We start from the raw sequence: 26554 nt of genomic DNA, 5'->3' as shown, positions 1-26554 counted from the left end.
GTTGTGCCCCAGGTTTCACTACTCTCCCCTGCTGCAAGGATCGTCCATCCGGTTCGCGCTCCGGGTTCCGAACTGCACGCCGGTGCCGAGCCATCCAGGAGTGCGAATCAAGTCGTGAATTCGCGACAATTTTTAAGGTGAGTCGATACGGGAGCGTAAACTTCCTGATTGCGATGCACCATGGAATGGAGCATTTTTGCCTGGCCCGCGAGGAGCAAAGACACCCGCAACCTGGCGTCAAATGGTTGAGGTGAGCATTTTCGGGAGTGGACCGAGGTGAGTCGCGCTCCGTAAACTCACTTCACCGGGAATGGTGAGAGGGGCCCTATAGACGCGCTTCACCACAGCCGGTATGCTCTCGCCAAATCCCTCCTCGACCCGACGCATGGCCACGAAGCGCGCGAAGAAGACTGATGTGGTGAGCCCGAGCTCAGCCGAATTGCGCAAAGCCGTCGAGGCGATCGCGATTCAGCCCAAGAGCGGCAAGATCACCCTTCTCACCCGAAAGCTATTCAACGTTCTACTGGCGGTTGCCCAGCAGGCGGACGAGTCCGGCGATACTTACCGGGCACTGCTTTCCGATATTGTTGCCAACTCCGCATTCGATTCGAACGACACCGCGCTCGTCAAGGAGCACCTGCGTCGCATGGTGTCGGTGCAGGTCGAATGGAGTACCGGCACCTCGAGTCAGAAGCCCGGCCGCAAGTGGGGTATCTCGACACTGATTGCCGATGCGGAAATTCTCGAAGATCCGACCACGCGGCGCGTGTGGGTCGAGTTTTCGTTCGCACCGAAGATCAAGAAAAAGCTGCTCGACCCGGTGCAGTATGCACGCTTGAGCCTGCAGTTCCAGAGCCAGTTGCGCAGTAGCGCGGGCTTGGCGCTGTACGAGATCTGCGTGCGCTATCTGACCAATCCGAGCCACCTGACGATGCGCGAGTCGTGGGAATGGTGGCGGCCGATTCTCTCCGGCACGCCGGACACCGAAGCGGGCGACGAGGCAAAGCGCGAGTACAAGTACTTCAAGCGCGATTACCTGCGCCCGGCTATCGCCGAGGTGAACGCGGTTACCAACATCTTTGTCGAGCTGATCGAGCACCGCGAAGGCCGCCGGGTCGCCGAGATCCAGTTCCGCGTGACCGAGCGCAAGCAGCCGATGCTGGCGCTCGACGAGCATCCGAACGTGTTCGACAGCACGCTGGTCGACCGGATGGTGAAGATCGGCATTCCGCTCAAGGAAGCGCAGACGCTCTACGCGGACAGCGAAGAAAACCGCATTCGCGCCGCTTTGCAGATGACGGAACAACGCATGCGCAGCACGTCGCTGCCGCCGGTGCGCAGTGCCCCGGCCCTGTTCAAGGATGCGTTGAAGAAGGGTTATGCCCCACCGGTCGAGTCGTTGCCATCGGGCAGCGGCGGCAAGGCAGCGGTGGCCGCACCGGCCGACGATCTGAAGGCGCGCTTGCTGGGAGAGTATTCGGCTTATCGTCGCAAGGAAGCGCGCGCGCTCTATGACGAGCAAGGCGACTCGGAGCGCGAAGTGGCGCGCCGCTCGTTTGAAGAAGATGAATTGCCGGATCTGGGTTCGCACATGCGCGACGACTGGCGCCGGCGTGGGCTGGATTCGAAGCTGGCCGAGACGGCCTTCTTCGACTGGCTGGCCCGTAAGACTTGGGGTGAGCCGACTGACGGCGATCTGCTGGCTTTTACCTTGAGCCAGTCGCGCGCGGCCTGATCTCTTCTGTTGTGTGCGGCGTCGTTTCCGGCGCCGCACAATCCCCTTACTTCTGCTGCAACATCTGCTCGATCTGCCTCAGGATGTCATCGCGCTTCTCCTTCGACAGACCCTTCAGGCGGAGTTCGATGCGGTCCTCACCATACGTCTTCAGATCGCCCACCGCGATCCCATCGAGCTTGATCTCAAGGCGTTGCGCATAGCGCTGCCGCCCCGCTACCTTGGTGCTCTCCTGGGCGGTTGCACGACCCTTTACGATGTCGGCCACCTGTCGCGTGCTCAGATCGTCCGACAGGATCTTGTTGATCAGCCGCAACGTGGCGTCGGAGCCGCGGGCGCTGTGATAACGCCCCACCTGGTAAGCCATGTTCGAGCCGAAACGATCCGTGCGCGCGACCATCTCCTGCATCACCAACTCAGGCAACTTGGCAATCGACAACGCGACCGCGACCGTCGATTCGTCCAGCCCAAGATGCTCGGCCAACTCCTTCTGGCTCTGAAAATACTTCTCGTCCAGAAAGCGCTTCCAGACGATCGCGTTGTCGAACACCGTCTGTGAATCGCGCTGAACGTTCAGGTCGTAGCCGAGCTTGTAGCTCTGAATGCCGATCGGCAGATCGATCACGATCGCCTTCACCGACTCCTTGTTCGCCTCCTTCAACGCGCGCACGCGACGGCCGCCATCGCTGACGAAGTAGGTACCAGGATTGTCGTAATCAGGGATCACGTGGATCGCCTGCTGCTGACCCTGCTTCGCCAGATTGACCGCCAGCTCGGCGATCGACGACTTCAGATAGAAGTGGCGCGGATTGAACGGGCTGGGCTTGATCGCTTTAAGTGCGAGTTCGATCACCTGTCCTGGACGGTATCCATGCTCAATACGCCACGCGTGGTACTCGGCGGATTCATTGAGCGTGTCCACCGGATCGGCTTCGGCAACGACAGGCGGAGAAACGGGCTGACTGGAGCGGCCGGCAAGGTCGGCGGCCTTCGGTGCATTCTGTACCAGGCCGTCGATGGCATTGAGCCGGTCGAGGGCGGTTCGCTTTTCGCTGCTAGTCGTATCCGGACGTGCTTGAAAGCCTTTGGCAAATTGTGAGGGTTTCATTCAGTGTCCTTTATGCGCATAAATTCAGGGGAGCAGGGCGGCGATCTCGTCGGCGAACGCGCGCACTTCGGCGGCTGCGAGTTTGGCGCCGCGGTCGTTCATTTGCAGCACGGTTTGCCCGAGGGCCATGGCCTGCTTATAAGCTTCGCGGGTAGGAATCTGGGTCTTCAGCAGCGGGAACCCCAGTTCCTCCAGCGCGCGCTTGAGCTCACGGGTCAGCATCCGCTTCTCTTCAGTCTTGTTCAGTAAGAAGACGGCGCGCAGGTCTTCGTTCATCGCCTGCGCTTGCTGGATGAGCTTCACCAAGCCCACGCTCGACCAATAGTCGGCCGGCGATGAGGAGGTGGGGATGATGGCTACGGTCGCTGCAAGCAGGACGACGCCGGAGACTTTCTCGGTGATGGAGGGCGGGCAATCCACCACGATGATGTCGTAGTCCGCCACGAACTTCTTGATCTCACGGTGGATCTGGCCACCGAATTCGGACAGGTTGACGACTGGGAAGGGGATGCCGGATTCGCTATCGGACGATGCGCTGGTCCAGTGCACCAAGGTGTTTTGGCCGTCGGCGTCTACGACGAGGACGCGCTTACCTTTCTCATGGAAGGCAGCGCCGAGGTGCATCGCGATTGTGCTTTTCCCGACCCCGCCCTTCTGCTGTGTTACCGCGATGATTTCTGCTGCCAATCTTCACCTCCTCTTTTTAGACGCTGTTGGATTTTACCTTGATGAATTTCTATTTCAATCGTTTTTGTCGTAAACGTACGACGCGTTAGCCATTCGGGAGAGGTTTATGCGCATAAACGTCCCGAGTGGTCGCTGAAGTGGTGGCTTGGAGTGCTTGCACTGGTTCGCTGCTTGCTGCATGAACTCATGCGCGAGCGGCGCACGGTCAACTATGGGCGGGCAACGTGGCGGTGATGTGGCCATGTGCGTTGCGAGAGTGGATTGGTTCGAGGGTAATGAACGGGTGGCCGTGGGCGTGGTGGATTTAGGAAGGCGAGGTTGCTGGATAGTGGCTGCGATTTGCCCGCGCGTTGCCTCATGTTTCGGCTGCGCCCTGCAGCATCGCGTTCGGACACTGAGGTAGTGCGGTCAGAGGCTCGACTCGGCGCGACCAGGTCGACGTAAAACGGCGAGGTCAAACGGCGAGGTCAAACGGCGAGGTCAAACGGCGAGGTCAAACGGCGAGGTCAAACGGCGAGGTCAAACGGCGGCGCGGGAGTGGTCGAAGGCGTCGACTTTATGCGCATAAACATTGCGCATGACGTGTGGCCCGGAGAGGATCTGTGCCATAGAAGAAGCGGTGAGTCTTCCCCTCCAGGAGCGATGCCCACACCACACGGGCGCACGCCCTTATTGCCGACTGCATTACGAGTCAGGTCCCCGCACCCTACCTACCCGATCCCAACTCTACCCCCGCACCAGCCCCGACAATCACCAATAAAAACGCTAAAAATATAAAAATCTAACTTGCCCATCCCTCGCCAGCGTCCCCTTAGACCCCAATCCACCACGGCGCCATCGAACCCAATCCACCTTCCTGCCCATCCGCGCCGGACCAGTCCACACCCCGACCGAAACGAACTCCCTCCCGCCCATAGCCCACCAACTGCCCCACCAATGAACGCTAAAATCCCCATCTCCCCACGCTCTCTCGCGACCGACCTGTCCTCATGATCACGATCTATCACAACCCCCGTTGCTCCAAATCCCGAAGCACGTGCGAGTTGATCGCCACCACCTACAATGCGGCCAACGAACCCGTAGAAATCGTCGAGTATCTGAAACACCCGTTATCGGTGGCGCAACTCAAAACCCTCAACGCCATGCTCGGCGCTCCGGTCCGAGAAATGTTGCGCGACACGGAGTCCGCCTACCAGGAACTCGGCCTCGGCAACCTCGAACTTTCTGACGATCAGTTATACGAAGCGATCGAGCAGCATCCCATCCTGATGCAGCGTCCGATCGTCGTGCGCAACGGACGCGCCGTCATCGGCAGGCCGCCTGAAAATATCAAAGCACTATTCGAATGAGTCAGTGCCATTGAGTCACCTCGTTGAGTCGCGTTAGTCGGCGAGCGACGCAAGGCACCGCACTAAGCGACCTGCGCCACGCACCGAAAATCGTCCGGCTCACCTGCTAGCGGACCTGGCTGCGCCTCAGCCCCGCTGCCCGCTACAATCGCCGTCATCCGCGCATAGCCGTGGCGGCGTCAATCGACAAAAAGGGACATCGTGCATTTACCGACAACACTCGCGCCGTGGTCGCCCCACGACACCCAGCTGATCCTTTCGTGCGTGCTGGGGCTTGCGCTGATCATCGTTTTCATCAGCGTCCTGAAACTCGCCCCGTTTCTGTCGATTCTGGTCGGCACCTTCGCCGCGGGCTTCGCTGCCGGCCTGCCGCTCGAAGCCGTGGCCAGTGCATTCAGTAAGGGCGCGGGTGCACTCCTCGGCGACGTCGGCATCATCATCGCGCTGGGGGCGATGCTCGGCGCGCTGATGGCGGAGTCCGGCGCCGCCGACCGGCTGGTATCGACCATCCTCAAGCACTCGACGCCACGCTCGCTGCCGTGGATGATGGCGCTGGTGGCGATCGTCGTCGGCCTGCCGCTATTCTTCGAAGTGGGTCTGGTGATGATGGTGCCGATCATCTTCGTGATGGCGCGCCGCTCGCAGCAACCCATCTTGCGGATCGCGATTCCCGCGCTGGCCGGCATGACCACGCTGCACGCGCTGTTGCCGCCGCACCCGGGTCCGCTGATCGCCGTCAGCGCCTTGCATGCCGACCTCGGCCTGACACTCGGTCTCGGTTTGATCGTCGCGATCCCGGCGGTGATTCTGGCCGGACCGCTGTACGGCATCTGGCTATCCAAACGCATGCATGTGGCCGAGCCGGAGGAAATGGGCAAACTCTTTACGGCCCACACCGAGACGGCTGAGCCTCCGAGCTTCGGCATCTCGCTGATCACCATTCTGCTGCCGGTCGTTCTGATGTTGGGCCGCACCGTCGCCAAGCTGCTGCTCCAGCCGGAAACCTTCCTCTTTAACGCGCTCAACTTTCTCGGCGAGCCGTTGGTGGCCCTCGGCCTGACTGTCCTGTTTGCGATCGTGGCGCTCGGCTGGTCGCGTGGCATGCCGCGCGATCGCGTGAGCGGCATCCTGCGCAAAAGCCTGCCGCCTATCGCGGCGCTGCTGCTGACCATCGGCGCCGGCGGCGGCCTCAAACAGGCGCTGGTGGTTGCCGGCATCAGCACGACCATCGGCAAGATCGCCGTGGGCGCGCACCTGCCGTTGATCCTGCTCGCGTGGCTGATCGCCGTTGCGTTGCGTCAGGCCACCGGTTCCGCCACCGTCGCGACGACGACGACGGCTGGTATCGTCGCGCCGGTCGTGCTGGGCCTCAGCCCGACGCACAATTCACTGATGGCGCTCGCCATCGGCGCAGGCTCGGTATTCTTCTGCCACGTGAACGATGCGGGTTTCTGGATGGTGCGCGAATACTTCGGCCTGCAGTTGAAGCAGACCGTGTTCGTCTGGTCGATTCTGCAGACCATCGTCTCTGTGGTGGGTCTCGCGCTCACCCTGGTGCTGTGGGCTGTGCTGACCTGAACGGAGGGCGCTGGCGCGTGTCTGCCAGTCATTGATGCCAGACACAGCGCCTGCCCCGCGCCCGTTTTCCCTCTTGCTCGAACGGTACGTCTGATGCCGCCCGGCGAACGCTAGCCGGGCGCCTCAACCCGGCAACGCATTAGTCATCCGAACGAATTTCGTCGCCGTCGTTCAGGCCGCTAAGCTCACGCGAAGCGGCCCGCAGCAGACTGATGTGTTTGCGATAGTTACGGCAGCCGCTGCAGGTCGGCAGATGCAGCCCGACCGCGATCCATTCCCCCGCCCGCAACGGCCGATCGAGCGCGTCAGATAGCAGGCGCGTGATGTTTTTACACTTCCCCATTCGCATCCTCTCTGGAAAGGCCTTTTTCGGTCAGGCAAGTGCGCAGCCTCAGCCGCGCACGGTAGATCAGGACGCTGCAGTGATTGGCGGTCATCTGCAACTCGGTGCAGATCTCGTCGGTCTCCAGGTCGAGAAACTCTCGCATCATGAATACCCGCCCAATCTGCTCCGGCAGATGATCGAGGCACATCTCGAAGAGCTGCCAGAACTGCCGTTGACGTAGCGCGGTTTCAGGAGCCGGCCAGGGACGCGGCTTGGCTTCACTGGACCAGTGACCGTTGTCCTTGAAGAGTTCGCGGTCGAGCAGCGCTTCGTCTTCGAGTTCGGAGTCGAGGTCCGACAGGTTGATGGTGCGTTTGCGGGCGCGCAGTGTGTCGACCAGCTTGTGACGCAGGATGCCGAACACCCAGGTCTTGTGCTCCGACTGTCCGGCGAAGCGGTCGGCTTGCGACCACGCGGCCGCTAGCGCTTCCTGGACGGCATCTTCGGCTGCGGCGGCATCGCGCAATTGCAGCCGCGCAAAGCGCAGCAGGTCACGCCGCAGTTGCGCGAGATAAAGCGGATCGTCGAAGGCGGGGCCGGCCGTCTGCGTCATGCGAGCCTCAGGCGCACGGAAGCTGGACGCGACGCCGTCGTCGGCATCCCCGCCGGTATGCCGCGCCTGCCCGCGCGTTCTCGTTCTGGTAGATCGGTCGTCTTCATGAGTTGGCTTTTTTTTAAGCGCCCGAGGTGGGCTTGGTGCCGATTCTCGCGCATGTTTCTGCCGGAGCGAACTGAAATTCAACATGGCTTCGCCCACCAGCAGTGACGTCAATAGGCTTGAGTCGCTTGAAGGACGGATTTATGACAGTCGCCGCGCCGTAAATTTATTATTTCGCAATTTGCAAGTAGCGGTTCAGCGCAATAGCTGCTCCGCCTTGCAGCGCGAGCCTTTCCTTACCTGAAGCCGTCGTCCAAGCCGCCAGTAAAAGATGATTATTGCATTTTTGAAAATGATGTCTTCGTAACTTCGCTGTTTTTATGTAGGCGCTTCATCGATATTCTCCAGCCATCGAATCGATCATCCCGCGATCGCGAAACCTACGCTGAGTTGAGGAGTATCACTATGAAACGCGTCCTGTCCGCCCTGATTGCTTCTGTTGCTCTGTTCGCTGCTGTGTCGAGCACCGCCGACGCTGCTGATTCCGCTCCCGCCAGGTGCAACGGCCCGGCATCTTACTGCAACGTGTTCTTCGGTCAGTAATCGTTTCCGGCCACGTGGCGCGGCTTACCGCGCCGCTTTCGGATCCGCCAGACAATGGGCGCCTTCAAGGCGTCCATTTTTATTAGGCAAAGCAAAATATCCGTTTTCCTGAGTTTTCGACATCCGTGTCTCCCAGCCAGCGACCGTTGGTCCGCCATCTCGCGCTGTTGAAAAGTCACGGCCCATCGTGGTGCATCCGTGCTACAGTGAGTCAGCTGTTTGACGATCTCTCTCGCGCGCTTGCGCCGAGCAGCTAACGTCCTCGCCGAATTGCACTCCCCGGATCGAACAGGATCCCTTTCTTCCCTGTCTCTACGCGTGGTCGCCGCTCCGTTGTGTCGGAGGCGACCGTCGTTCGCGCGTATCGACGCCCCCTGCGCCTGCCGCAGGATCGCCTGCCGCCTAAACTGCAGCCGTAGGCCGTATCTGCCGCGAGGCTTGTGCGGCCACTGCGGCTCCCGCCCGGCAAGCGACTTACCGGAGATGACTACCATGAACAACATCATCAGAAGCTACCGCGGCCTCGAGATTTATCCGCTGGTGTATCCGCACCAGCCGCGCGGAGCGAATGGGACGCGCCACTACGATGCGGGTTTCGATGCTGCCGTGAAAATCTGCCGGCGCGGCACTGACAACACGTTCACGACGAGCCGCGTGTTCCGCGTGCCCAGCCGCTCGCCGTTCGGCACGACGGGCGACGCGCGGATGGCGTCGGCCAGTCACGCGGAACGCGTCATTGACGGCATGATTGCCGACCAATCGATTGTCGGGTTGTGAGCAGCGTGTCGATGGCCAACTCTTTTACTGCCCGGCGCCAAGCGTCTCTGGATCAAGCGGAGCGTACCGGCCGGGCGAATTATCACGTCGCGGTGTCGTCGCGCCGTACTTCGAGCGGGACCGTGCCGACGCTCAAAGTGACGCGCCTCAGTGACGAGCGGGTGATTTACCCGTTCCAGGGGCACGCCGACATGCCATTCTTCGAAAACGCGCAAGCGGCCGAGGATTACGCGCAAGCCTACGGCCTGCAACTGGTCGATGGCGATATCGCCGTGCCGGAGTGAAAGGCCGCGGTGGCTGTCAGCTCTGTTGACACATCTTGTTACGACTTCTCAGCGATTCTTAACAAAACGGTCATTTGCCTTAAATCGCCTCAGGCCGGAGACGTGCTTGACTGGAAAGGCAAAACCCTCACTTATCCACAAGGTTATTCAGTGAAATTGTGGATAACTTCCTGGCACTCCAGGTTATCCACCGGGCTGCACCGACCAAGTCATGCGACCCCTTATTTTTCTGCCTTGCGGTCGCCCTTTTCGGCCGGGTTCACTCAATTCGTGCAGGCACCGCCTATGATTACAGCGCGGACCTTTTTGCGCTGCGCGCGCTTTCACTGAGGAAACGAACCATGGCCCTTCATATCGCCGTTGTCGTCGGCAGCCTGCGCCGGGAGTCGTACAACCGGCAACTGGCACAGGCGCTGATTTCCCTTGCCCCCGCCGATTTCTCCTTCGAATTTCTCGACATCGGCAACTTGCCGCTCTACTCCCAGGACTATGACGCGGACTATCCGCCAGTCGCCCGCGAGTTCAAGCAAAAGATCGAAGCCGCGGACGGCTTGCTGTTCGTCACGGCCGAGTACAACCGTTCGATCCCTGGTGTGCTGAAGAATGCGCTGGACTGGGGCTCGCGCCCGTGGGGTACCAATTCGTGGGCGGGCAAGCCGGGTGCGGTGGCTGGCACCTCGGTAGGCGCGACCGGCACGGCCTTGGCGCAGCAGCATTTGCGCAATGTGCTGGCCTATCTGGATGTGGCGACGCTCGGTCAGCCGGAAATGTTCATCAAGCATAACCCCGCGGCCATCGACGCCAGCGGCGCTATCCTGAACGACGACACGCGCAAGTTCCTGCAAACCTTCGTCGATCGCTATGTGGCCTGGGTGAAGCGTTACGTGGGCTGAGTAGCCGCGTTAGCGGCAGCGTAGACCTGCACCTTTCCCGCATCGCACAGGCCGGGCGGCGCAATGCCGCCCGCCTCATCACATACCGTTCCGCACGCCGCGGATCACTTCGTTACATCACACGTGATGGTGTCCCGTCACGCGGTCCCAGCCATGCCGCACGGCGGCCTTGAAGCGTTCCCACGTATCGGTCGCACCGGGCGAGGTGGTCTCCCAGTGACGCCGCGCTTCCGGCTCCACGTCGTCCCACGGGCGGTCGCGATAGAGCACGTCGCGGGCGATGGTGGCGCCGTAGCGGTAGGCGGGCACGTAGTCCTCGTAGCGGGTATCGCTGCTCGCGTACTGCTCGTCGTAGTGATTGCGGAAGTCCTCCTCGTACTCGAGAAATTCGTCCGGGATCGTTTCGCTTTCCAGGGGTTCCGGCCGCCGCGCCGCAGGGGCCACATCGACCGGCGTGAACACGGCGCCAAAGCCAGGTGCACTGCCCGCAGCGATGGTATTGAGCGTCGCCGCTTCGCTGAGCGTCTGTGTCCGCAGCGTTTCTTCGACGTGCGGCTCGGCCGGCGTCGCTGGCGTATCCCGCAGAGCATCGCTGCCTGCGGCGTGGCCCGGCAGCGGCGCCGGTGCCGCGCTGCTCAGTCCGAGTTCGTCGAGCACCGAGTGCTCGCGGCGCGCATCCGGATCCTCGATTGCCGCATCCCAGCCCGGCGAACGCTCACCGATATCCGTCGCACCCAGCCGCGCCAGCGTGTTGCTGGCGAGTTCGGCGTGCGCCTGGCTGGCGGCACTCACGCAGACCAGCACCGCGCCGCGGCGCATCGCTTCCGCGTAGCGCTCGGCCTCGGCCGGGCGCGGTTCCTTCGCGAACAGGCTGGCAATGAACCGCTCGATATTCGCGAGGACGCTGGTGCCAGCCGCGGCGTCGCTCGCCGCGTTGGCAGGGGGTATCGGGTTGGCTTGCAGCTCGATGGTGTCGGCGGCGAAACCGGTCTGGACGAGCGTATCGCGCGCGCTTTCCGCCTGGATGTAGGTGTCGAATAAACCAATCACGGTATGTCGCATGGCTGTCTCCCCACGTTTTGCTGTCAGGCCACCGCAACGGCGCGGAGCCTTCCTCCGTTAGGCGCCGCAACGATCGTGCCGGGAAGCGCGGCATCGCGTTAGGGGCTTGCCAGCAGGGCCGCGCCGCGTATGTGAGGGCAATTGCGGGGACGCCGGTGGGTAGGGCGGCGAGGCGCTTTTACAAAAGTGGGTAATCCGCACTCAATTCGTCGCACTCAATCCGCAGGATGCGCGCTGGTTTGCGCGAGATCGCGCTGAATGTCCTGCAGCAGCTTGTCGAGCAGGGCGATATCGAAGGGCTTCGACAGGACCCGCGCGTCGACATGGCGCGCGCGGTCCAGCTCTTCCGCGTAGCCTGTGACAAGGATCACCGGCAGGCGGGTTTCGAACGCCTCTACCGCTTCGGCCAGGTCGATGCCGTTCGTGGTGCCGGGCATGTGGATATCGGAAATCACCAGATCGAAGGGTAGCGCCTCGCCGGTGCGCGCCTGCTTGGCATGGGCGTCGTCGAACAGGCGCAAAGCGGTATCGGCGTTGAATACACAGGTCACCTGGTGGCCCATCATCTGCAGCAAGGCTTCGGTGCCGGCGGCGACCTCGTCGTTGTCCTCGACCAGCAGGATCCGCAGGCCGTGCGGGACGCCCACTTCCTCGACCTTCGGCTCGGCGGCGGGACGCTCGGCCTCCGGCACGGCCGCCGCACGCGGCAGGTAGAGGCGCACCGAGGTGCCGGCGCCAATCGCGCTGTCGATCGCGGCGAGGCCGCCGGAGCGCTCGCAGAACGCGAACACCTGGGGCAGGCCGAGGCCCGTACCCATGCCCTTCGGCTTGGTCGTGAAGAGCGGCTCGAAGGCCCGCGCGAGCACTTCCGGCGGCATGCCGACGCCGGTGTCCTCGAGGGAAAGTTGCACGAAGTCGCCCGTGAGTGGAAAGCCGTCCTCATGACGGAACGTGATGTTGGCCGCGCGCACCGTGAAGCGGCCGCCGTTGGGCATTGCATCGCGCGCGTTGACGGCGAGGTTGATCATCGCGAGTTCGAGCTCGGCGACGTCGACACGCATCGGCCAGACATCGGTGCCAATATCCATCACGAGCGAGATCTTCGCGCCCAGCGACGCGCGCAGCAGTTCGCGGCAGGCCGGCAGCCACCGGTCGACCGCGAGCGTTTCGTTGCGCAGCGGCTGCTTGCGCGCCACGCCGAGTAGCTGGCGGGTGAGCGACTGGCCATTTTTCAAAGCCCGCTCGATGGCGGACAGTTCGCGATCGAGCCCCGGCGCGCCGCGCCGCCTCGCAATCTGCACGTTCGCCGAGACGATCATCAGCAGGTTGTTGAAATCGTGCGCGACACTGCCGACCAGATTGCCAAGCGCTTCCATCTTGCGCGACTGCCGGTAGGCGGACTCGATCGAGCGGCGCATCGATGCCTCGGCCTGCCAGCGCTCCCACGCTTCCTCTTCGGCGCCCAGCCGCCGCAGCGACAGCCAGATCACACACCACAGCACGATGGAAGGCGTGAACATCGAGAGGATCAGCACGCTCAGATGCCGGTACCACGCGGCCCAGATCGCCGAGGTACGGTAGCCGCACGACACGTACACCGGGTAGGCGCCGACGCGCCGGTACGCGACGATCATATTGTCGTTGTCGAACACCGAGCGCATCTGGACCACGCCGGCGCGGCTGCCTTGGGCGAGGGCGTCAGTGAATGGCGAGTGTGGCGCGGCCATGGCCGGCTGGCCGGGCGCAGACGGGTAGTGGGCGAGAATCGAGCCGTCGGCGCGGGTCAGGCTCATGGTCATCGGCGTGTCGTTGCCGCCGAGCAGTTCCTGATAAAACGCGGTGAAATAACCCGGCCGCAGCGCGACCGACACCACCCCTGCGAAGGTGCCGTCTAGATTGCGCCGTGCCACGCCGGTATTGAAGACGTTTTCGCCGGCGACTTGCCCCATCATGTCCTTCGAGACGTGCTCGAGCACCTTGCCGTCGCGAATGCCGATGAAGTCGTCGCGTTTCGCAATCGACACCGGCGGCGCGGGGTAATAGCGACTACTCGCGAGCAACGTGCCGTCCTCGCCGAAAATCGACACCGCCGCGACCTGCGGATAGCCGCCGCCCATGGTGCTGAGTTTCGCGTGAATCTCCGCCTGACGGGTGCGGATGCCGTCGTCGTCCAGACCCTGCACCAGATCGACGACGCGAGCGTCGAGCGCTTCGTTCATGTCGAACACCTTCAGCGCGTGTTCTTCAGCGACGCGCACGGTGCGCAGCGTCAGGTCGGTGGCGTCAGCTTCGCGAGCCCGCAGGTCGCTAAACGCCATGGCCACCACATACACGCACGGCAGCACGACAGCCGCGACGAGCAGGGCGATCAGCGTAATGCGCCGGACATGGAAGTTCTGTTCCGGCACAACCGGGAACAGCGCCTCGTCCTGCCGGTTAGAGGAGAGGAGGCTCGCTTCGCGCGGCTCGGGCCGGTCGGGTGTCATCTTCAATACCACTGCAATCGTCTGGGACGGAAAATCTTACGGTTACCATCATACGAGAAGCCGGAATTTGCCGGGTGGGATCTCTTTTAGGCCGGTAACAATAGACCGCAGCGGACATGCGGAAGTTTTTCTCCAAACAGCGACGAATCCAGAAGCGCAAACGTACACAAAAGTATAAACGGCGTAATTTGCCCTTTTGGTGAATGGAAAATACTCCATATCTATATATATTGAGTGATTTACGTTGGTTAAATCCATATTGACGAGTTGCCTTTTCGTCAGTTTAATTTGAGAATCTCGCCACGATAAATATTGCGTCCGCCATGCTCGGATGCATGTGCCGCGAGGGCCAGCCAGCTAACGCATATCAAGCGTGACGGAGGGGGTTCGCGGAAACGCGTGCGGCAAGTCGATTGACTCCCCGATCCACTCGGCCGCGCAGAACCACCTACGGGGTAGGCTCGAACATGCCGGTCATCGTTATCGTCCCGCGTGCGCGTATGCACATGCGTATCGTTCCCGCCGCGCACACTCGCGCCCGCGCGTGTGCTGCCCCCTGCCTTTCGCAATCTGCATTCCCGCTCGCGCCGGAGTATTCTTCGGGCCGTTATTGTTCAATCGGCTAAAGAATCTTTGATTTGCGCCGTTAACGCGACCGAGCCAATCCCGTTTTTCGACCCTCCGCCATGTCATTGCCCATTGTGATCGCCGACGATTCGCTGCTTGCCCGGAAGGTGCTCACAAAGGCGCTGCCGCCGGACTGGGATGTGGACGTCAGCTACGCCACGAACGGGCGCGAAGCGCTCGCGCTATACCGCGAAGGCAAGGCGTCCGTGATGTTCCTCGACCTGACGATGCCGGATCTGACCGGCTATCAGGTGCTGGAGGCGATGCAGCACGAGGATCTGAACACGTTCGTGATCGTGGTGTCCGCCGACGTGCAACCGATGGCGCAGGCGCGCGTGCGCACCCTCGGCGCCGTTGCCTTCATCGCCAAGCCCGTCACCCCCGAGGCGGTACTACCCATCCTCAAGGAGTACGGGTTGTATGTCTGAGCCAGTCCTCAACGAAGATCGGCGCGACGCGCTGCAGGAGGTTGCCAACCTCGCGATGGGTCAGGCCGCGACGCGCCTCGCGCGGCTCCTCGATACCTTTATCGAGTTGTCGGTGCCGCGGGTGCAGGTGGTGGCGATCAGCGAGGCCGCCGCCGCCTTGCGCGAGATGACCGGCATCCAGGAGGCGGTGAGCGCGGTGCGCCAGGGTTTCCGCTCCGACATCAAGGGCGAGGCGCTGGTGATCTGCCGCAGCGGCAGTATGGCGCAACTCTGCGCGCTGGTGAACGACCCGTATGCGCGTTCCGCCTATGACAAGGTTAGCCAGCAGGAACTGATTTTCGACGTCGCCAACGTGCTGACGGGTGCCTGCGTCTCCTGCATTCTCGAACAGCTCGGCCGCACGCCGGTGTTTTCGGCGCCGGGGCTGCTCGGTGAAGCGATGTCGCTCGACGATGTGTTCCAGCCCGGTGTGCTCGCCTGGGAAGTCGCGCTGCTGGTCGAAGTCAATTTCGCGCTGGAAGACCAGAGCTTCCGCGCCCACCTCGTCATGCTCATGGCTGAAGAGTCGATCCGCCACATGAATCACGCGCTTGACGCGTTGCTGTCCAGTCTATGAATGTTCCTGCAGCTTCGTTGAGCGATCTCGTTGTCGAGCGCGTCGGATTTGGCATCTTCGTCCTCGATCGCGAGATGAACGTGTTGATGTGGAACCGCTTTATGCAGGACCACAGCGGTTTGTCGGCCGAGAAGGTGGTCGGCAAGTCGATCTTCGCCAGTTTCCCCGAGTTGCCGCGCGTGTGGCTGACCCGCAAGCTCGAGAGCGTGTTCCAGCTCGGCAGCTTTGCCTTCAGTTCGTGGGAGCAGCGCCCCTATCTGTTCAAGTTCGACCATGACCGGCCGATCACCGGCGGCGTCGATTTCATGCAGCAGGATTGCACCTTCATGCCGCTCACGCGCGATCGCGAAGTGGTCGCCGTGTGCGTGACCATCTCCGACGTGACGCACGTGAGCATCGTGCAGCGCGAACGCGAAGAGGCGGTCGCCAAGCTGCAGGAGTATGCCGACCGCGACGGCCTGACCGGGATTGCGAATCGCCGCTATTTCGAAGCGCGGCTGCGCGACGAATACACGCGCTGGCAGCGCTATGGCGGCGAGATGTCGGTGCTGCTGTTCGACTTGGACCACTTCAAGAAGATCAACGACCAGTTCGGCCATGGGGTTGGCGACACGGTGTTGCGCGAGATGGCGCAGCGGGTCGCCCAGGTCGTCAGGGTGCAGGACACGTTCGGCCGCTTCGGTGGCGAGGAATTCGCCTTGCTGCTGCCGTGCACGCCGATCGAAGATGCGATGCTGGTGGCCGAAAAGATCCGTCATACGATTGGCGACGCGCCGGTCGAGGTGCAGGGCGTTCAGGTGCCGGTGACGGCGAGCGTCGGCGGCGCCGCGGCGCGGGTTGGCGTGCCCAACTACGACGTGCTGATCAACGAAGCCGATGCGGCCCTCTATAGCGCCAAGCGCCAGGGGCGCAACCGCTCGGTCGCCTTTATCTGAGCGGTCTCGGGGCGAATTGTCGCCGCGCCGCGCGTAACCCGCCATAATGCTGGATTACGCCCTCAAACTGCGTTATCCCGCAAAGGTTGTTATACTTTTCGCCGTTTCCGGTAACCCTTGCCGGTATATTCGCGCGCGTCCGCGCGCGTCGCTTGCCCTGCGGGTAGGCACGACTTCTGACTTCTTGACCGCCTCCAGAGGGGCCCCTCAGCGGAGATCGTCTTGGCTGTTTCCAATCTTGTCGTGGACGATACAGAAACCGACGCCGCTGCCGCCACATCGGGCAGCTCGTTTTATCTTGCGATGCGCATCCTGCCGGCTGCGCAGCGCGACGCGATGTATCAGGTCTACGCCTTCTGCCGTGCTGTCGACGATATCGCCGACAGCGACCTGCCGCGCGCCGAGCGCTCGGCGGGCCTCGAGCGCTGGCGCGCCGACATCGACGCCTGCTATGCAGGCGCGCCGCGCCCGTCGCTGCGCGCGTTGACGCGGCACATTCATACGTTTCATCTGCAACGCGAAGATTTTCACGCGATGATCGACGGCATGGCGATGGATGCCGCCGCCGATATCTGCGCGCCGGACGAGGACACCCTCGACCTGTATTGCGATCGGGTCGCGAGCGCCGCCGGCCGTCTATCGGTGAGGATATTCGGGATGCAGGAAGCGCCGGGCCGTTTGCTGGCGCATCACCTGGGCCGGGCGCTGCAGTTGACCAATATCCTGCGCGACATCGACGAAGACGCGGGCATCAACCGCTGCTATCTGCCGCGCGAACTGCTCGCGCTCGAAGGCATCGCCACCAACAGCCCCGCGACGATCGTCGACGATCCGTCGCTGCCGCGCGTCTGCGCGAAGCTGGTCACGCGGGCTCGCGAGCACTTTGCCAAGGCCGACGCCATCATGGGCGCCGCGCCGCGCAACCAGGTCCGCGCTCCGCGCATCATGTCCGGGGTGTATCGCTGTCTTCTCGATCGCACCTTTGAGCGCGGTTTCGATCTGCCGCGCACGAAGGTCAGCAAGCCACGTGCGCGCCTGCTGTGGATCGTCGCCCGGTACGCGTTTTTCTGATGCCGAAACTCGTCCACGTGATCGGCGCGGGCCTCGCAGGTCTCGCCGCTGCCGTGCAATTGCAGCGGCGCGGCGCGCAGGTCGTGTTGCACGAGGCAGCTTCGCAGGCAGGTGGACGGTGCCGCTCGTATTACGACCGCACGCTCGGCATCACGATCGACAGCGGCAATCACCTGGTGCTGTCGGGTAACGAGGCGACGCTGAGTTACCTGCGCGCAATCGGCGCGGCCGACGAATTGACCGGCCCGGCGCAACCCGAATATCCGTTCATGGACCTCGCCACACGGGCGCGCTGGACCGTGCGCCTGTCGGCCGGACGCTTGCCGTGGTGGATCTTCGATCAGGCGGCACGGGTGCCGAACACCCATCCGAGCGATTATCTGACGCTCGTGCCGCTCCTGTTCGCCAAGCCCGGCCGGAGCATGGCGCAGACCATGCGCTGCGACGGCGTGCTGTGGGACCGCTTGCTGCAACCGCTGTTCCGGCTGCTGCTGAACCACGAGCCGCGTGGCGCGAGCGCTGAACTGGCGGCTGCGCTGGCGCGCGAGACACTTGCTGCGGGCGGCCCGGCTTGCCGGCCGCTGCTGGCGCGCAATGGCCTGAGCAGCGCCTTTGTCGATCCGGCTTTGCGGCTGTTGCAGCATGGCGGTGCGGCGATCCGGCTCGATGCGCAGTTGCAGGCAATCGAGTTCGATGCGGCCGGTCGCGTTGGCGCGCTGCAGTTTGCGGAGGAGCGCGTCGCGCTCGAAGCCGGCGAGGGTGTCGTGCTGGCGGTGCCGCCCGCGGTGGCGCAGACGCTCGTCCCCGGTCTGCAGGCGCCGCGGCACCATAGCGCCACCGTCAACGTGCACTTCGCAGTCGAACCGCCGTTTGGGGTGCCGCCGCTGATGGGCTTGCTGAACGGCACCGCCGAGTGGCTGTTTGCGCATGAAGGGCGGCTCTCCGTGACGATCAGCGGCGCCGACCGGCTGATCGATACCCCGCATGACACACTCGCGAAAACGGTCTGGGCAGAAGTGGCCCAGGCGGCCAGCCTGCCGCTCGAGCCGATGCCGGCCTGGCAGGTGGTGACCGAACCCCACGCGACCTTTGCGGCGCTGCCTGGCGAGGAGATGCGCCGCCCGGCCACGCGCACACGCTGGAATAACCTGATGCTCGCGGGAGACTGGACGGCCACCGGCCTGCCCGCGACGATCGAAGGAGCGATCCGCTCTGGCCAGAAGGCCGCGGATACGCTGCTGAACGAACCGATGGAACGCCGATGAACGATCTTTCCCTTGTCCAGACCATGAGCGACGACGCACACGACTCCGCCGCCACGCTGGAGGCCGCCGTCACGCGCGCGACCGACGCGATCCTCGAGGCGCAACGCCCGGACGGCCATTGGGTCTACGAACTCGAAGCCGATGCGACGATCCCCGCCGAATATGTGCTGCTGGTCCACTACCTCGGCGAAGAGCCGAACGTGGAGCTGGAGCAGAAGATTGCGCGCTATCTGCGCCGCATCCAGTTGCCCAATGGCGGCTGGCCGCTCTTCACCGACGGCGCGCTCGACGTCAGCGCGAGTGTGAAGGCGTACTTCGCGCTGAAGATGATCGGCGATCCGGAAGACGCCGAGCATATGCGCCGTGCCCGCGAGGCGATTCTGGCGCACGGCGGCGCGGAAGCGTCGAACGTGTTCACGCGGATTCTGCTGGCGCTGTTCGGCGTGGTGTCGTGGTACGCCGTGCCGATGATGCCCGTCGAAATCATGCTGCTGCCGCAGTGGTTCCCGTTCCATCTGTCGAAGGTGTCCTACTGGGCGCGCACGGTGATCGTGCCGCTGCTGGTGCTCAACGCGAAGCGGCCGGTGGCGCGCAACCCGCGCGGCGTGCGCATCGACGAACTGTTCCACGGTGCGCCCGTCACGACCGGCCTGCTGCCGCGCGCGCCGCATCAGAGCCAAGGCTGGTTCACGTTCTTCCGCGGCGTGGATAACGTGCTGCGCCTGATCGACGGGCTGTTTCCGAAGTACACGCGCGAGCGTGCGGTCAAGGCAGCCGTCGCCTTTGTCGACGAGCGTCTGAATGGCGAAGACGGCCTCGGCGCGATTTTCCCAGCCATGGCCAACTCCGTGATGATGTATGACGTGCTGGGTTACCCGTCCGACCATCCGAATCGCGCGATTGCCCGCCAGTCGATCGACAAGCTGCTGGTCATCAAGGACGACGAAGCATATTGCCAGCCGTGCCTGTCGCCGGTGTGGGATACCTCGCTCGCGGCGCACGCGCTGCTCGAAACCGGCGACCCGCGCGCCGAACAGGCGGCCGAGCGCGGCCTGCAATGGCTGCGCCCGCTGCAGATTCTCGACGTGCGCGGCGACTGGATCTCACGCCGTCCGAACGTGCGTCCCGGCGGCTGGGCGTTCCAGTATGCGAACCCGTACTATCCGGACGTCGACGATACCGCGGTAGTGGCGATGGCGATGAACCGCTCGGCTGCGCTCACGCAGTCGAACGTGGACGACGACGCGATTGCCCGCGCGCGTGAATGGGTGGTCGGCATGCAGAGCAGCGATGGTGGCTGGGGCGCCTTCGAACCGGAAAACACCCAGTACTACCTGAACAATATTCCGTTCTCCGATCACGGCGCACTGCTCGATCCGCCCACTGCCGACGTGTCGGGCCGCTGCCTGTCGATGCTCGCGCAACTCGGCGAATTCCCTGCCAACAGCGAGCCGGCGCGCCGTGCGTACGACTACATTCTCAACGAGCAGGAGTCCGACGGCAGCTGGTATGGCCGCTGGGGCATGAACTACATCTACGGCACGTGGACGGCGCTCTGTGCGTTGAACGCGGCCGGTATCGCGCACGACGACCCGCGCATCAAGCGCTCTGCGCAGTGGCTCGTGTCGATCCAGAACGAAGACGGCGGCTGGGGCGAGGACGGCGCGAGCTACAAGCTCGACTACCGCGGCTACGAGCGTGCCCCGAGCACGGCGTCGCAGACGGCCTGGGCGCTGCTGGGGCTGATGGCGGTGGGCGAGGTCGAACATCCGGCGGTGGCGCGTGGCGTCGACTATCTGCTGCGCGAGCAACAGGAGCACGGCCTGTGGGACGAAACCCGCTTCACGGCGACCGGCTTCCCGCGCGTGTTCTATCTGCGCTACCACGGCTACCGCAAGTTCTTCCCGCTCTGGGCACTGGCGCGTTACCGCCAACTGAAGCGTGACGGCGTGACGCGTGTCGTGGTCGGGATGTGATGGTGTCCACGCCTAGCCGCTCTACCGCCGTCAGGCAGTCTTCGTCGTCCCAGTCCGGTGGCTTGCCGGTGATCGCCGTCACCGGCATGGCCTTCGAGGCGCGCATCGTGCGCGGTGAGGGCATTGAAGTGGTGTTTGCGGCGCGCGCCGATCTGCTCGAACGGGCGCTGAGCGCGGCGCTCGCACGCGGTTGCTCGGGCATCATCAGCTTCGGCACGGCGGGCGGGCTTGCTCCCGATCTGGAGCCGGGCGCGGTGATCATTGCCAATGCCGTCGAAGGTCCGCTCGGGCGCTTTGCCACCGACGTGCTCTGGTCGGAGCGTCTGGCCGCGGCGTTGGCCGCAACCCCGCTCGGCGCACGCTTGCGGCGCGGTCTGGTGGCCGGCGTCACGAAGCCGCTGACGGGCGCCGACGACAAAGCCATGCTGCATCGGTCGAGCGGCGCGCTCGCGGTCGACATGGAATCGCATATTGCCGGCGCCATCGCTGCCGCGCAGGGCGTGCCGTTCGCCGTCTGCCGGGCGATTGTCGATCCGGCGTGGCGCACCTTGCCGTCGGCCGCCACGGCCGGCTTGCGCGACGACGGCAGCACCGCGATTGCGCCGATCCTGCGAGAACTGCTGAAACAACCCTCCCAACTCGGGCCGCTGCTGCGGGTCGCCGCCGATGCGCGCGCCGCCCGCACGGCGCTGGTCCAGGCGCGACATGCGCTGGTTGCGGCCGGCGCACTGCAACGGGCGGGCTGAAAGGGGCGCTTAGGCGGGCAGTTTGCGATGGCTGCCCGAACCGACCCCAAAGACCCATTCCAGGCTTTTTTGGTTGACTAGGGAAAACCCTTATATTTGGTATAATCTAGGTATTAACCCTAGGTTCCGGTTGCGACACCGGCCCGCACTACCTCACGGACGGGATACGAGATGAATTTCCACACCAGAAAATGGGTCAAGCCCGAAGACCTCAACCCAAACGGCACGCTGTTCGGCGGCAGCCTGCTGCGCTGGATCGACGAAGAAGCAGCCATCTATGCGATTTGCCAGCTGGACAACCAGCGTGTGGTGACCAAGTTCATGTCGGAGATCAACTTCGTCAGCTCGGCGCGCCAGGGCGACATCATCGAGCTGGGCATGACCGCAACGCACTTCGGCCGCACCTCGATTACGCTGCGCTGCGAAGTGCGCAACAAGATCACGCGCAAGAGCATCCTCACGGTTGAGAAGATGGTGTTCGTAAATCTCGACGAAAACGGCGAACCGGCGCCCCACGGACGTACGCAGATTCGTTACGCGGACGAGGCGTTCCAGCGCTTTCGCGCAGGCTCGGATGCGGTGACGCCGGCGGTGGCGAGCGCCGAAGAAACGGTCGCGGCGCGCCTCGAAGCCGATACGATGCACTGATTGCGGTTCGGGTTTAGAGCGCTGCAGCCATAGCCAGCGTTGAAAATGAAACAGCCCGACCGGTGTTTGCCGGCCGGGCTGTTTTGCATTTGCCAGGGCGGCGAGTGAGTGATGCCCCGTCGCGCCGGTGTCATGCTGTCCGCGCAGCAGACGGCGATTACTTACTGTTTGAGCGGAACCGGCACCGCAGCGCCGGAGGCTGCCGCCGCTGCTGCTGCCGATGCCGCCGCCGGGGCGCTGGCTGCCTTCGCCGCACTGGCGCCTTCTGCGCTTTGCGCTGTTTGACCCTTGTCCGCGGGGCTCGCCGCAGCGCCCGGTGCAGCACCTGACGCGCCGTTGGCCGGTGCCGCCGGCATCGACGAATCGCCCGGATCGGTGTAGTTCGGCAAGCCTGCAGGCTCGGTACCGGAAGCGCCGTTAGCCGGTGCCGCCGGCATCGACGAATCGCCTGGATCGCTATAGTCCGGCAAGCCGGATGCAGCAGCACCCGATGCCCCCGTCGCCGGCGCTGCGCTCGCGCCGCCTTCCGCACCCGGGTCGCCGTAGTTCGGCAGCGGCGCCGGCGTCGAGCTGGAGCCGCGCAGCAGCGACTGGCGCTGCTGCGTGTAGGCGTCGCGTACGAACGAGTACTTGTCGAGTGCAGCCGCCTCCAACAGACTGGACGCGCCGAGCAGATCGGCGCGCGCGCTGATGAACTGCGCGATATACATCGGATTGCGCACCGCCGGTTCCATGTAGTGGGTCAGGTTGAAGCGGAAGTCGACCACATACCCGGTGCTATCACGCACCGAACTCGGTCCGAACAGCGGCAGCACGAGGTATGGACCCGACGGCACGCCCCAGCGGCCGAGCGTCAAGCCGAAGTCTTCGTGGTGTTTCGGCAAGCCGGCCGGCGTGGCGAAGTCGATCAGGCCGCCAATCCCGAACGTCGAGTTCATCGCGAAGCGCATGACGTCTTCGGTCGCAGCCGTGATCTTCAACTGCAGCAGATTGTTCGCAGCGTTGCCCAGATCGCCGAGGTTCGAGAAGAAGTTGCTGATGGCCTGGCGCAGCGGCTGCGGCGTGACCTTCTGATACCCCTTCGCCACCGGCTGCGCGATGGTGCGGTCGAGCGCGTCGTTGAACTTGAAGATCTGCCGGTTCATCGGTTCCAGCGGGTCGCCCGGCTTGCGGTCGGGACCCGTCGCGCACCCTGACACAAGGCCTGCCATGAGCAGGACCATGGCGGTGTTTCGCATCTTCATTTCGTGATTCCTTGCTTTTCTTTCGATGCGCGACGCGCGCGCGGCTTACCCATCAAGACGGGCTGAAACACCACGGCGCCGATTAGCGTGCAGAAGAGGGATAGCGCGAGTAGCCGCCCCATGCTCGAGGTGCCCGGATGATGCGACAACCAGAGGCTCCCGAACGCAGTCGCGGTGGTCGCTGCGCTGAACATCACGGCATGGGTAAGGCTCGACTGCAACAGGCCCGTCTGCCCGTTGCGCCACGCCATGACAAAGTAGATCTTGAATGCGACGCCTACACCCAGCATAAGCGGCAACGCGATGATGTTGGCGAAATTTAGTGGCATGCCGAACACAACACACAATTCCAGTGTCACCAGCGCCGATACCAGCAGCGGAATCAGCGTGCGCATCACGTCGCTGATACGCCGCAGCGCGAGCCACAGCAGGATGGTGATGGTCAGGAGCGCCCAGCCGGCCGCTTGCAGGAACGCCTTGATGATCACGTCTGCGGAATGCAGGATCGAGATCGTGCCGCCGATCGCACCCGGTTCCGTGGCCTTCACCACATGGGCGAAGCGGCGCAGCATCGTATCGTCGCCGGGGTCGGCGCCCGGCAGGACCTTGGGCGCGATATCGACCAGCGCGCGGCCGTCGGCCGAGACCCAGTCGCGCGAGATTTCAGGCGGCAAGGTGGCGCGGGTGATCTCGGTGGGCTGCAGCAGCGAAGCGAGTTGCTGCAACGCAATCTTCAGCGTGCCGGCCATGGCGGTTTCGGCACGGTCGCGCGTGGCGGCAGGGGCGGCGGCGAGCTTCTGCAGCGTCGCCGACAGGTGCTGCGCTTCGGCGGCGCCCGGACCCGGATGATCCTCCGCGGCGAGCGCCAGCTGGTTCGAAACCCGCTTCAATGCGGCGACGCGCAACGCATCGCTCGACGGCGCCGCAGGCGTCTGCGTCAGCGCGGGCAGCAACTGCTGCGCGGCACTATTGATCAGGAGCAGCTTTTGCGTCTGATCGGTCGGAATGAAGGTGCTCAGTGTCGTCACGCGGCCCACTTCCGGCAGTTTCTTCAGACGTGCCGCGATCTGATCCGCAGCCGCGAGCGACGGCGCCAGCACGTGCACGTTGTTGACCGCGGTTTCGGGCGAATCCTTGAGCGAGAGCAGGGTCGCCATCGATTCCGTATGCGGATCCTTCAGGTGCAGCGGATTGAAGTCGAAGCGCAGATGGGTCAGCAGCGGCAGCGCGCCCACCACGACTACAAGGGTGCCGATCAGGACCGGCTTGCGGTTGCGGTCGAGGAAATCGTCGACGGGCGCCAACTGCTTGAACCCGGGCGCGCCGGCTTCACCGGGCGGATTGAAGATCTTCAGGAGTGCCGGGAACAGCGTCATGTTGGTCAGATACGCGACGAACATGCCGACGCCGGCGATCTGACCCAACTCCGCGACGCCACGGTACGCGGTGGGCAGGAACGAGAAGAACGCCTCGGCAACGGCGACTGCAGCCAGCGTCAGCGGCACGCCGATGGTGTGCGCAGTGTTGACGAGCGCGGCGGCCAGACGTTCCTCGTGATAGCGCTCCTCGCGATACTTAACGCCGAACTGGACGCCGAAGTCGATCCCGAGCCCGACGAACAGCACCATGAAGGCGACCGAGATCATGTTGAGCGCGCCGACCATCATCAGGCCGAGGGCGGCGGTGATCGCGAGGCCGACAAACAGCGTGATGAACACGGCGACGATCATGCGACCCGAGCGCAACGCGAGCCACAGGATCACCAGAACCACGACGAAGGTAATGATGCCGTTCAGCGCGGCACCGTCCTGCACCGAGGCGAATTCTTCATCGGCGAGCGGCTGTTCGCCGGTCAGGCGGATCGACGCGCCGTAATGGGCGCCGAGGTCGAGCGACGCGGCGGTGGCGCGGATGGCGGCGGAGGCACGGGCGCCAGGCTCGAGCGCGCCATAGTCGACCACCGGCTGCACGGTGATGAAGGCCCGGGCGGGGTTGGTGGCGACGTCCTTATCGACGAGCGCGCGCCACGAGAAGGCGGCAGGCTGACCCGCGAGCACGCGGTCGAGCACGGTGGCGCTTTGCGAGAGCAGCCGGCTCATGTCGCTGAGCTTGACCTGGCCGAGCTGGAGGGGCAGCAGGAGGCTGGTGTTGAGGACGCCGGCGAGACCAGTCAGGCTCGGATCCTTGGCCAGCGCGTTGACGAGCGGGCGCGACTGCACGAGTTGTCCGGTGGTGGACTGCACCTCATCCAGCGACGGGAACAGCAGGCCGTTGTGCTCGAAGAACGAACCACCGGCCGGTTGAGTGACGGCGACGAACTCCTTGGGCTGGTTCTTGAGCGCGGCGGTAAGGGCGTTGGCGGCATCGTCGGCGAATTCGGGGGCCTGCGCTTCGACGACCACGAGGACAGTCTGGCCACGTTGCGGGAACGCGTGGTCGATGGCGTCATCGAGCGAGGACCAGGCCTGATCGTTTTCGACGAGACGGCTGATGTCGGTGTTGATCTTGAAGTGATCGGCAACGTAATAGCCACTCAGGACCGCGAGGATAAGGGAGAGCACGATGACGCGCAGTGGGCGGCTCACCGACCAGGCGACGAGACGGACGATAGATGACTTCAGCATGTAGGCGAGTTTGGCCCTGTCACAGATGGCGTTTTTGGCATAAGGGCATAAGTATACCGACGTGGGGCTGATTAGCTCAGGTTGTGGGGCACGGACGGAGGTGCAAAATCGGTATACTGGCTTTCAGCGTGGCCCAGCGGGTCATCCAGTGGTCATTTTTACTGTCCTGATGAGCTTATGAAACGTTATCTGTCTGCTTTTCTGGCGGCTGCGGTGGTTTCCACTACGGCTTTTGCGCAAGCTGCCCCTGACGCGGTGGTGAAGAGCGCTGTTGAGGGCACGGTCAGCGCGATGAAGGCCGACCCAACGGCGCGCAGCGGCGACATGGGCAAAATCACCCAGGTGGTGGAAACACATTTCGTGCCTGCGACCGACTTTCAGCGTACGACGCGCATTGCGGTGGGGAAGGCGTGGACGACGGCGACGCCGGAGCAGCAGAAGCAGTTGTACGAGCAGTTTCAGACGTTGCTGGTGAGGACTTATGCTGCGTCATTGGCGCAGCTGCGGGATCAGGATGTCACTTTTAAGTTCGCTCAGGCGAGTGTGGCGGCGGGAGGGAAGGATGCTGTTGTGCAGTCGCATGTGTTGAGCAACGGCGGGGATGATGCCGTTGGGTATCGGATGGAGAAGACCGATTCTGGTTGGAAGATTTATGATATCGATATGATGGGGGCTTGGCTTATTCAGGTTTATCAGACTCAGTTTGCTGATCAGCTTGCCAAGGGTGGCGTTGATGGGCTTATTAAATTTTTGACTGCGCATAATGCACGGAGTGCGGGCTGATTTTTTTTGCCTGCGGCGCCTTGGTTTCTTGGTTTTCTTAGGGTGT

At 63.4% G+C, this 26554-nt stretch carries 23 protein-coding genes; 15 read left to right on the top strand and 8 right to left on the bottom strand.

The annotated features are described in order from the left end of the window. Window positions 1–385: 385 nt before the first annotated feature. Window positions 386–1735 carry a replication initiation protein gene (locus tag BLQ92_RS03075; protein ID WP_090681577.1) on the top strand — a complete coding sequence of 450 codons (1350 nt, stop codon included), beginning with the start codon at window positions 386–388 and terminating at the stop codon, window positions 1733–1735. 46 nt (window positions 1736–1781) lie between these two features. Here BLQ92_RS03075 and BLQ92_RS03070 read toward each other — a convergent pair whose 3' ends face one another. After that, window positions 1782–2843: a ParB/RepB/Spo0J family partition protein gene (locus BLQ92_RS03070; protein WP_090681575.1), complete on the bottom strand. Its 1062-nt coding sequence runs from the start codon at window positions 2841–2843 to the stop codon at window positions 1782–1784. A 24-nt stretch (window positions 2844–2867) separates the two neighbouring features. Continuing rightward, window positions 2868–3530 (bottom strand): ParA family partition ATPase, encoded by a 663-nt coding sequence (parA, locus tag BLQ92_RS03065; RefSeq protein ID WP_090681573.1) that lies wholly within the window; start codon window positions 3528–3530, stop codon window positions 2868–2870. Window positions 3531–4519: 989 nt separating this feature from the next. Between parA and arsC the strand changes: the two genes are divergently transcribed. Both arsC and BLQ92_RS03055 read left to right on the top strand, forming a co-directional pair. Beyond that, entirely contained in the window at window positions 4520–4879 is a 360-nt protein-coding gene (arsC, locus tag BLQ92_RS03060) for an arsenate reductase (glutaredoxin) (RefSeq protein WP_090681571.1), read from the top strand. Window positions 4880–5080: 201 nt separating this feature from the next. Continuing rightward, on the top strand, window positions 5081–6457 hold the full coding sequence (locus BLQ92_RS03055) for a GntT/GntP/DsdX family permease (RefSeq protein ID WP_090681570.1): 1377 nt from the start codon (window positions 5081–5083) through the stop codon (window positions 6455–6457). A 139-nt stretch (window positions 6458–6596) separates the two neighbouring features. On the opposite strand, the gene BLQ92_RS03050 is transcribed toward BLQ92_RS03055, so the two are convergent. Both BLQ92_RS03050 and BLQ92_RS03045 read right to left on the bottom strand, forming a co-directional pair. After that, window positions 6597–6806: a zf-HC2 domain-containing protein gene (locus tag BLQ92_RS03050; RefSeq protein ID WP_175772166.1), complete on the bottom strand. Its 210-nt coding sequence runs from the start codon at window positions 6804–6806 to the stop codon at window positions 6597–6599. Continuing rightward, window positions 6787–7395 carry an RNA polymerase factor sigma-70 gene (locus BLQ92_RS03045; RefSeq protein WP_090681566.1) on the bottom strand — a complete coding sequence of 203 codons (609 nt, stop codon included), beginning with the start codon at window positions 7393–7395 and terminating at the stop codon, window positions 6787–6789. Before BLQ92_RS03045 ends, BLQ92_RS03050 begins: the two co-directional genes overlap by 20 nt. Before the next feature lie 1140 nt (window positions 7396–8535). On the opposite strand from BLQ92_RS03045, the gene BLQ92_RS03035 reads away from it, so the two are divergent. The 3 genes from BLQ92_RS03035 to BLQ92_RS03025 all read left to right on the top strand — a co-directional run bounded on the left by BLQ92_RS03035 (window position 8536) and on the right by BLQ92_RS03025 (window position 9997). Beyond that, window positions 8536–8820 carry a hypothetical protein gene (locus BLQ92_RS03035; protein WP_090681563.1) on the top strand — a complete coding sequence of 95 codons (285 nt, stop codon included), beginning with the start codon at window positions 8536–8538 and terminating at the stop codon, window positions 8818–8820. Between the two features lie 11 nt (window positions 8821–8831). Then, entirely contained in the window at window positions 8832–9104 is a 273-nt protein-coding gene (locus BLQ92_RS03030) for a DUF6723 family protein (RefSeq protein ID WP_244106121.1), read from the top strand. A 341-nt stretch (window positions 9105–9445) separates the two neighbouring features. Further along, on the top strand, window positions 9446–9997 hold the full coding sequence (locus tag BLQ92_RS03025) for an NADPH-dependent FMN reductase (protein ID WP_090681562.1): 552 nt from the start codon (window positions 9446–9448) through the stop codon (window positions 9995–9997). Window positions 9998–10114: 117 nt separating this feature from the next. Here the strand turns inward: BLQ92_RS03025 and BLQ92_RS03020 are convergent, their stop codons facing one another. Both BLQ92_RS03020 and BLQ92_RS03015 read right to left on the bottom strand, forming a co-directional pair. Continuing rightward, the gene (locus BLQ92_RS03020; protein WP_090681560.1) at window positions 10115–11059 is read right to left on the bottom strand and encodes a hypothetical protein; all 945 of its coding nucleotides are present in this window, start codon (window positions 11057–11059) and stop codon (window positions 10115–10117) included. Between the two features lie 215 nt (window positions 11060–11274). Then, a complete protein-coding gene (locus BLQ92_RS03015; protein WP_090681559.1) occupies window positions 11275–13545 on the bottom strand; it encodes a hybrid sensor histidine kinase/response regulator in 2271 nt (756 codons plus the stop codon). A 686-nt stretch (window positions 13546–14231) separates the two neighbouring features. On the opposite strand from BLQ92_RS03015, the gene BLQ92_RS03010 reads away from it, so the two are divergent. From BLQ92_RS03010 to BLQ92_RS02975, 8 genes are all read left to right on the top strand, one after another. Next, a complete protein-coding gene (locus BLQ92_RS03010) occupies window positions 14232–14600 on the top strand; it encodes a response regulator (protein WP_090681557.1) in 369 nt (122 codons plus the stop codon). Further along, on the top strand, window positions 14593–15216 hold the full coding sequence (locus tag BLQ92_RS03005) for a chemotaxis protein CheC (protein WP_090681556.1): 624 nt from the start codon (window positions 14593–14595) through the stop codon (window positions 15214–15216). Before BLQ92_RS03010 ends, BLQ92_RS03005 begins: the two co-directional genes overlap by 8 nt. Further along, entirely contained in the window at window positions 15213–16151 is a 939-nt protein-coding gene (locus tag BLQ92_RS03000) for a sensor domain-containing diguanylate cyclase (RefSeq protein ID WP_090681554.1), read from the top strand. The genes BLQ92_RS03005 and BLQ92_RS03000 overlap by 4 nt, the downstream gene beginning before the upstream one ends. Window positions 16152–16373: 222 nt before the next feature. Beyond that, entirely contained in the window at window positions 16374–17222 is an 849-nt protein-coding gene (gene hpnD, locus BLQ92_RS02995; RefSeq protein WP_090681552.1) for a presqualene diphosphate synthase HpnD, read from the top strand. After that, window positions 17222–18487, top strand: a complete 1266-nt coding sequence (hpnE, locus tag BLQ92_RS02990) for a hydroxysqualene dehydroxylase HpnE (RefSeq protein WP_090681550.1) — start codon at window positions 17222–17224, stop codon at window positions 18485–18487. The genes hpnD and hpnE overlap by 1 nt, the downstream gene beginning before the upstream one ends. Beyond that, a complete protein-coding gene (shc, locus tag BLQ92_RS02985) occupies window positions 18484–20463 on the top strand; it encodes a squalene--hopene cyclase (protein WP_090681548.1) in 1980 nt (659 codons plus the stop codon). Before hpnE ends, shc begins: the two co-directional genes overlap by 4 nt. Before the next feature lie 86 nt (window positions 20464–20549). Further along, on the top strand, window positions 20550–21209 hold the full coding sequence (locus BLQ92_RS02980) for a phosphorylase (protein ID WP_244106133.1): 660 nt from the start codon (window positions 20550–20552) through the stop codon (window positions 21207–21209). Window positions 21210–21380: 171 nt separating this feature from the next. Continuing rightward, a complete protein-coding gene (locus BLQ92_RS02975; protein ID WP_090681545.1) occupies window positions 21381–21857 on the top strand; it encodes an acyl-CoA thioesterase in 477 nt (158 codons plus the stop codon). 161 nt (window positions 21858–22018) lie between these two features. Here the strand turns inward: BLQ92_RS02975 and BLQ92_RS02970 are convergent, their stop codons facing one another. After that, entirely contained in the window at window positions 22019–23101 is a 1083-nt protein-coding gene (locus tag BLQ92_RS02970; RefSeq protein WP_090681543.1) for an MlaA family lipoprotein, read from the bottom strand. Next, window positions 23098–25725, bottom strand: a complete 2628-nt coding sequence (gene hpnN / locus BLQ92_RS02965) for a hopanoid transporter HpnN (RefSeq protein WP_090681542.1) — start codon at window positions 25723–25725, stop codon at window positions 23098–23100. The genes BLQ92_RS02970 and hpnN overlap by 4 nt, the downstream gene beginning before the upstream one ends. A 177-nt stretch (window positions 25726–25902) precedes the next feature. Here hpnN and BLQ92_RS02960 point away from each other — a divergent pair, with 177 nt between their 5' ends. Next, on the top strand, window positions 25903–26508 hold the full coding sequence (locus BLQ92_RS02960) for an MlaC/ttg2D family ABC transporter substrate-binding protein (protein WP_090681541.1): 606 nt from the start codon (window positions 25903–25905) through the stop codon (window positions 26506–26508). Window positions 26509–26554: the final 46 nt, after the last annotated feature.

Origin of the sequence: Paraburkholderia phenazinium, assembly GCF_900100735.1 — a bacterium.
Taxonomy (GTDB): Bacteria; Pseudomonadota; Gammaproteobacteria; order Burkholderiales; family Burkholderiaceae; genus Paraburkholderia; species Paraburkholderia phenazinia.
Note: the sequence above shows the minus strand (reverse complement) of the source record. Positions and strands in the feature narration are given on the sequence as shown.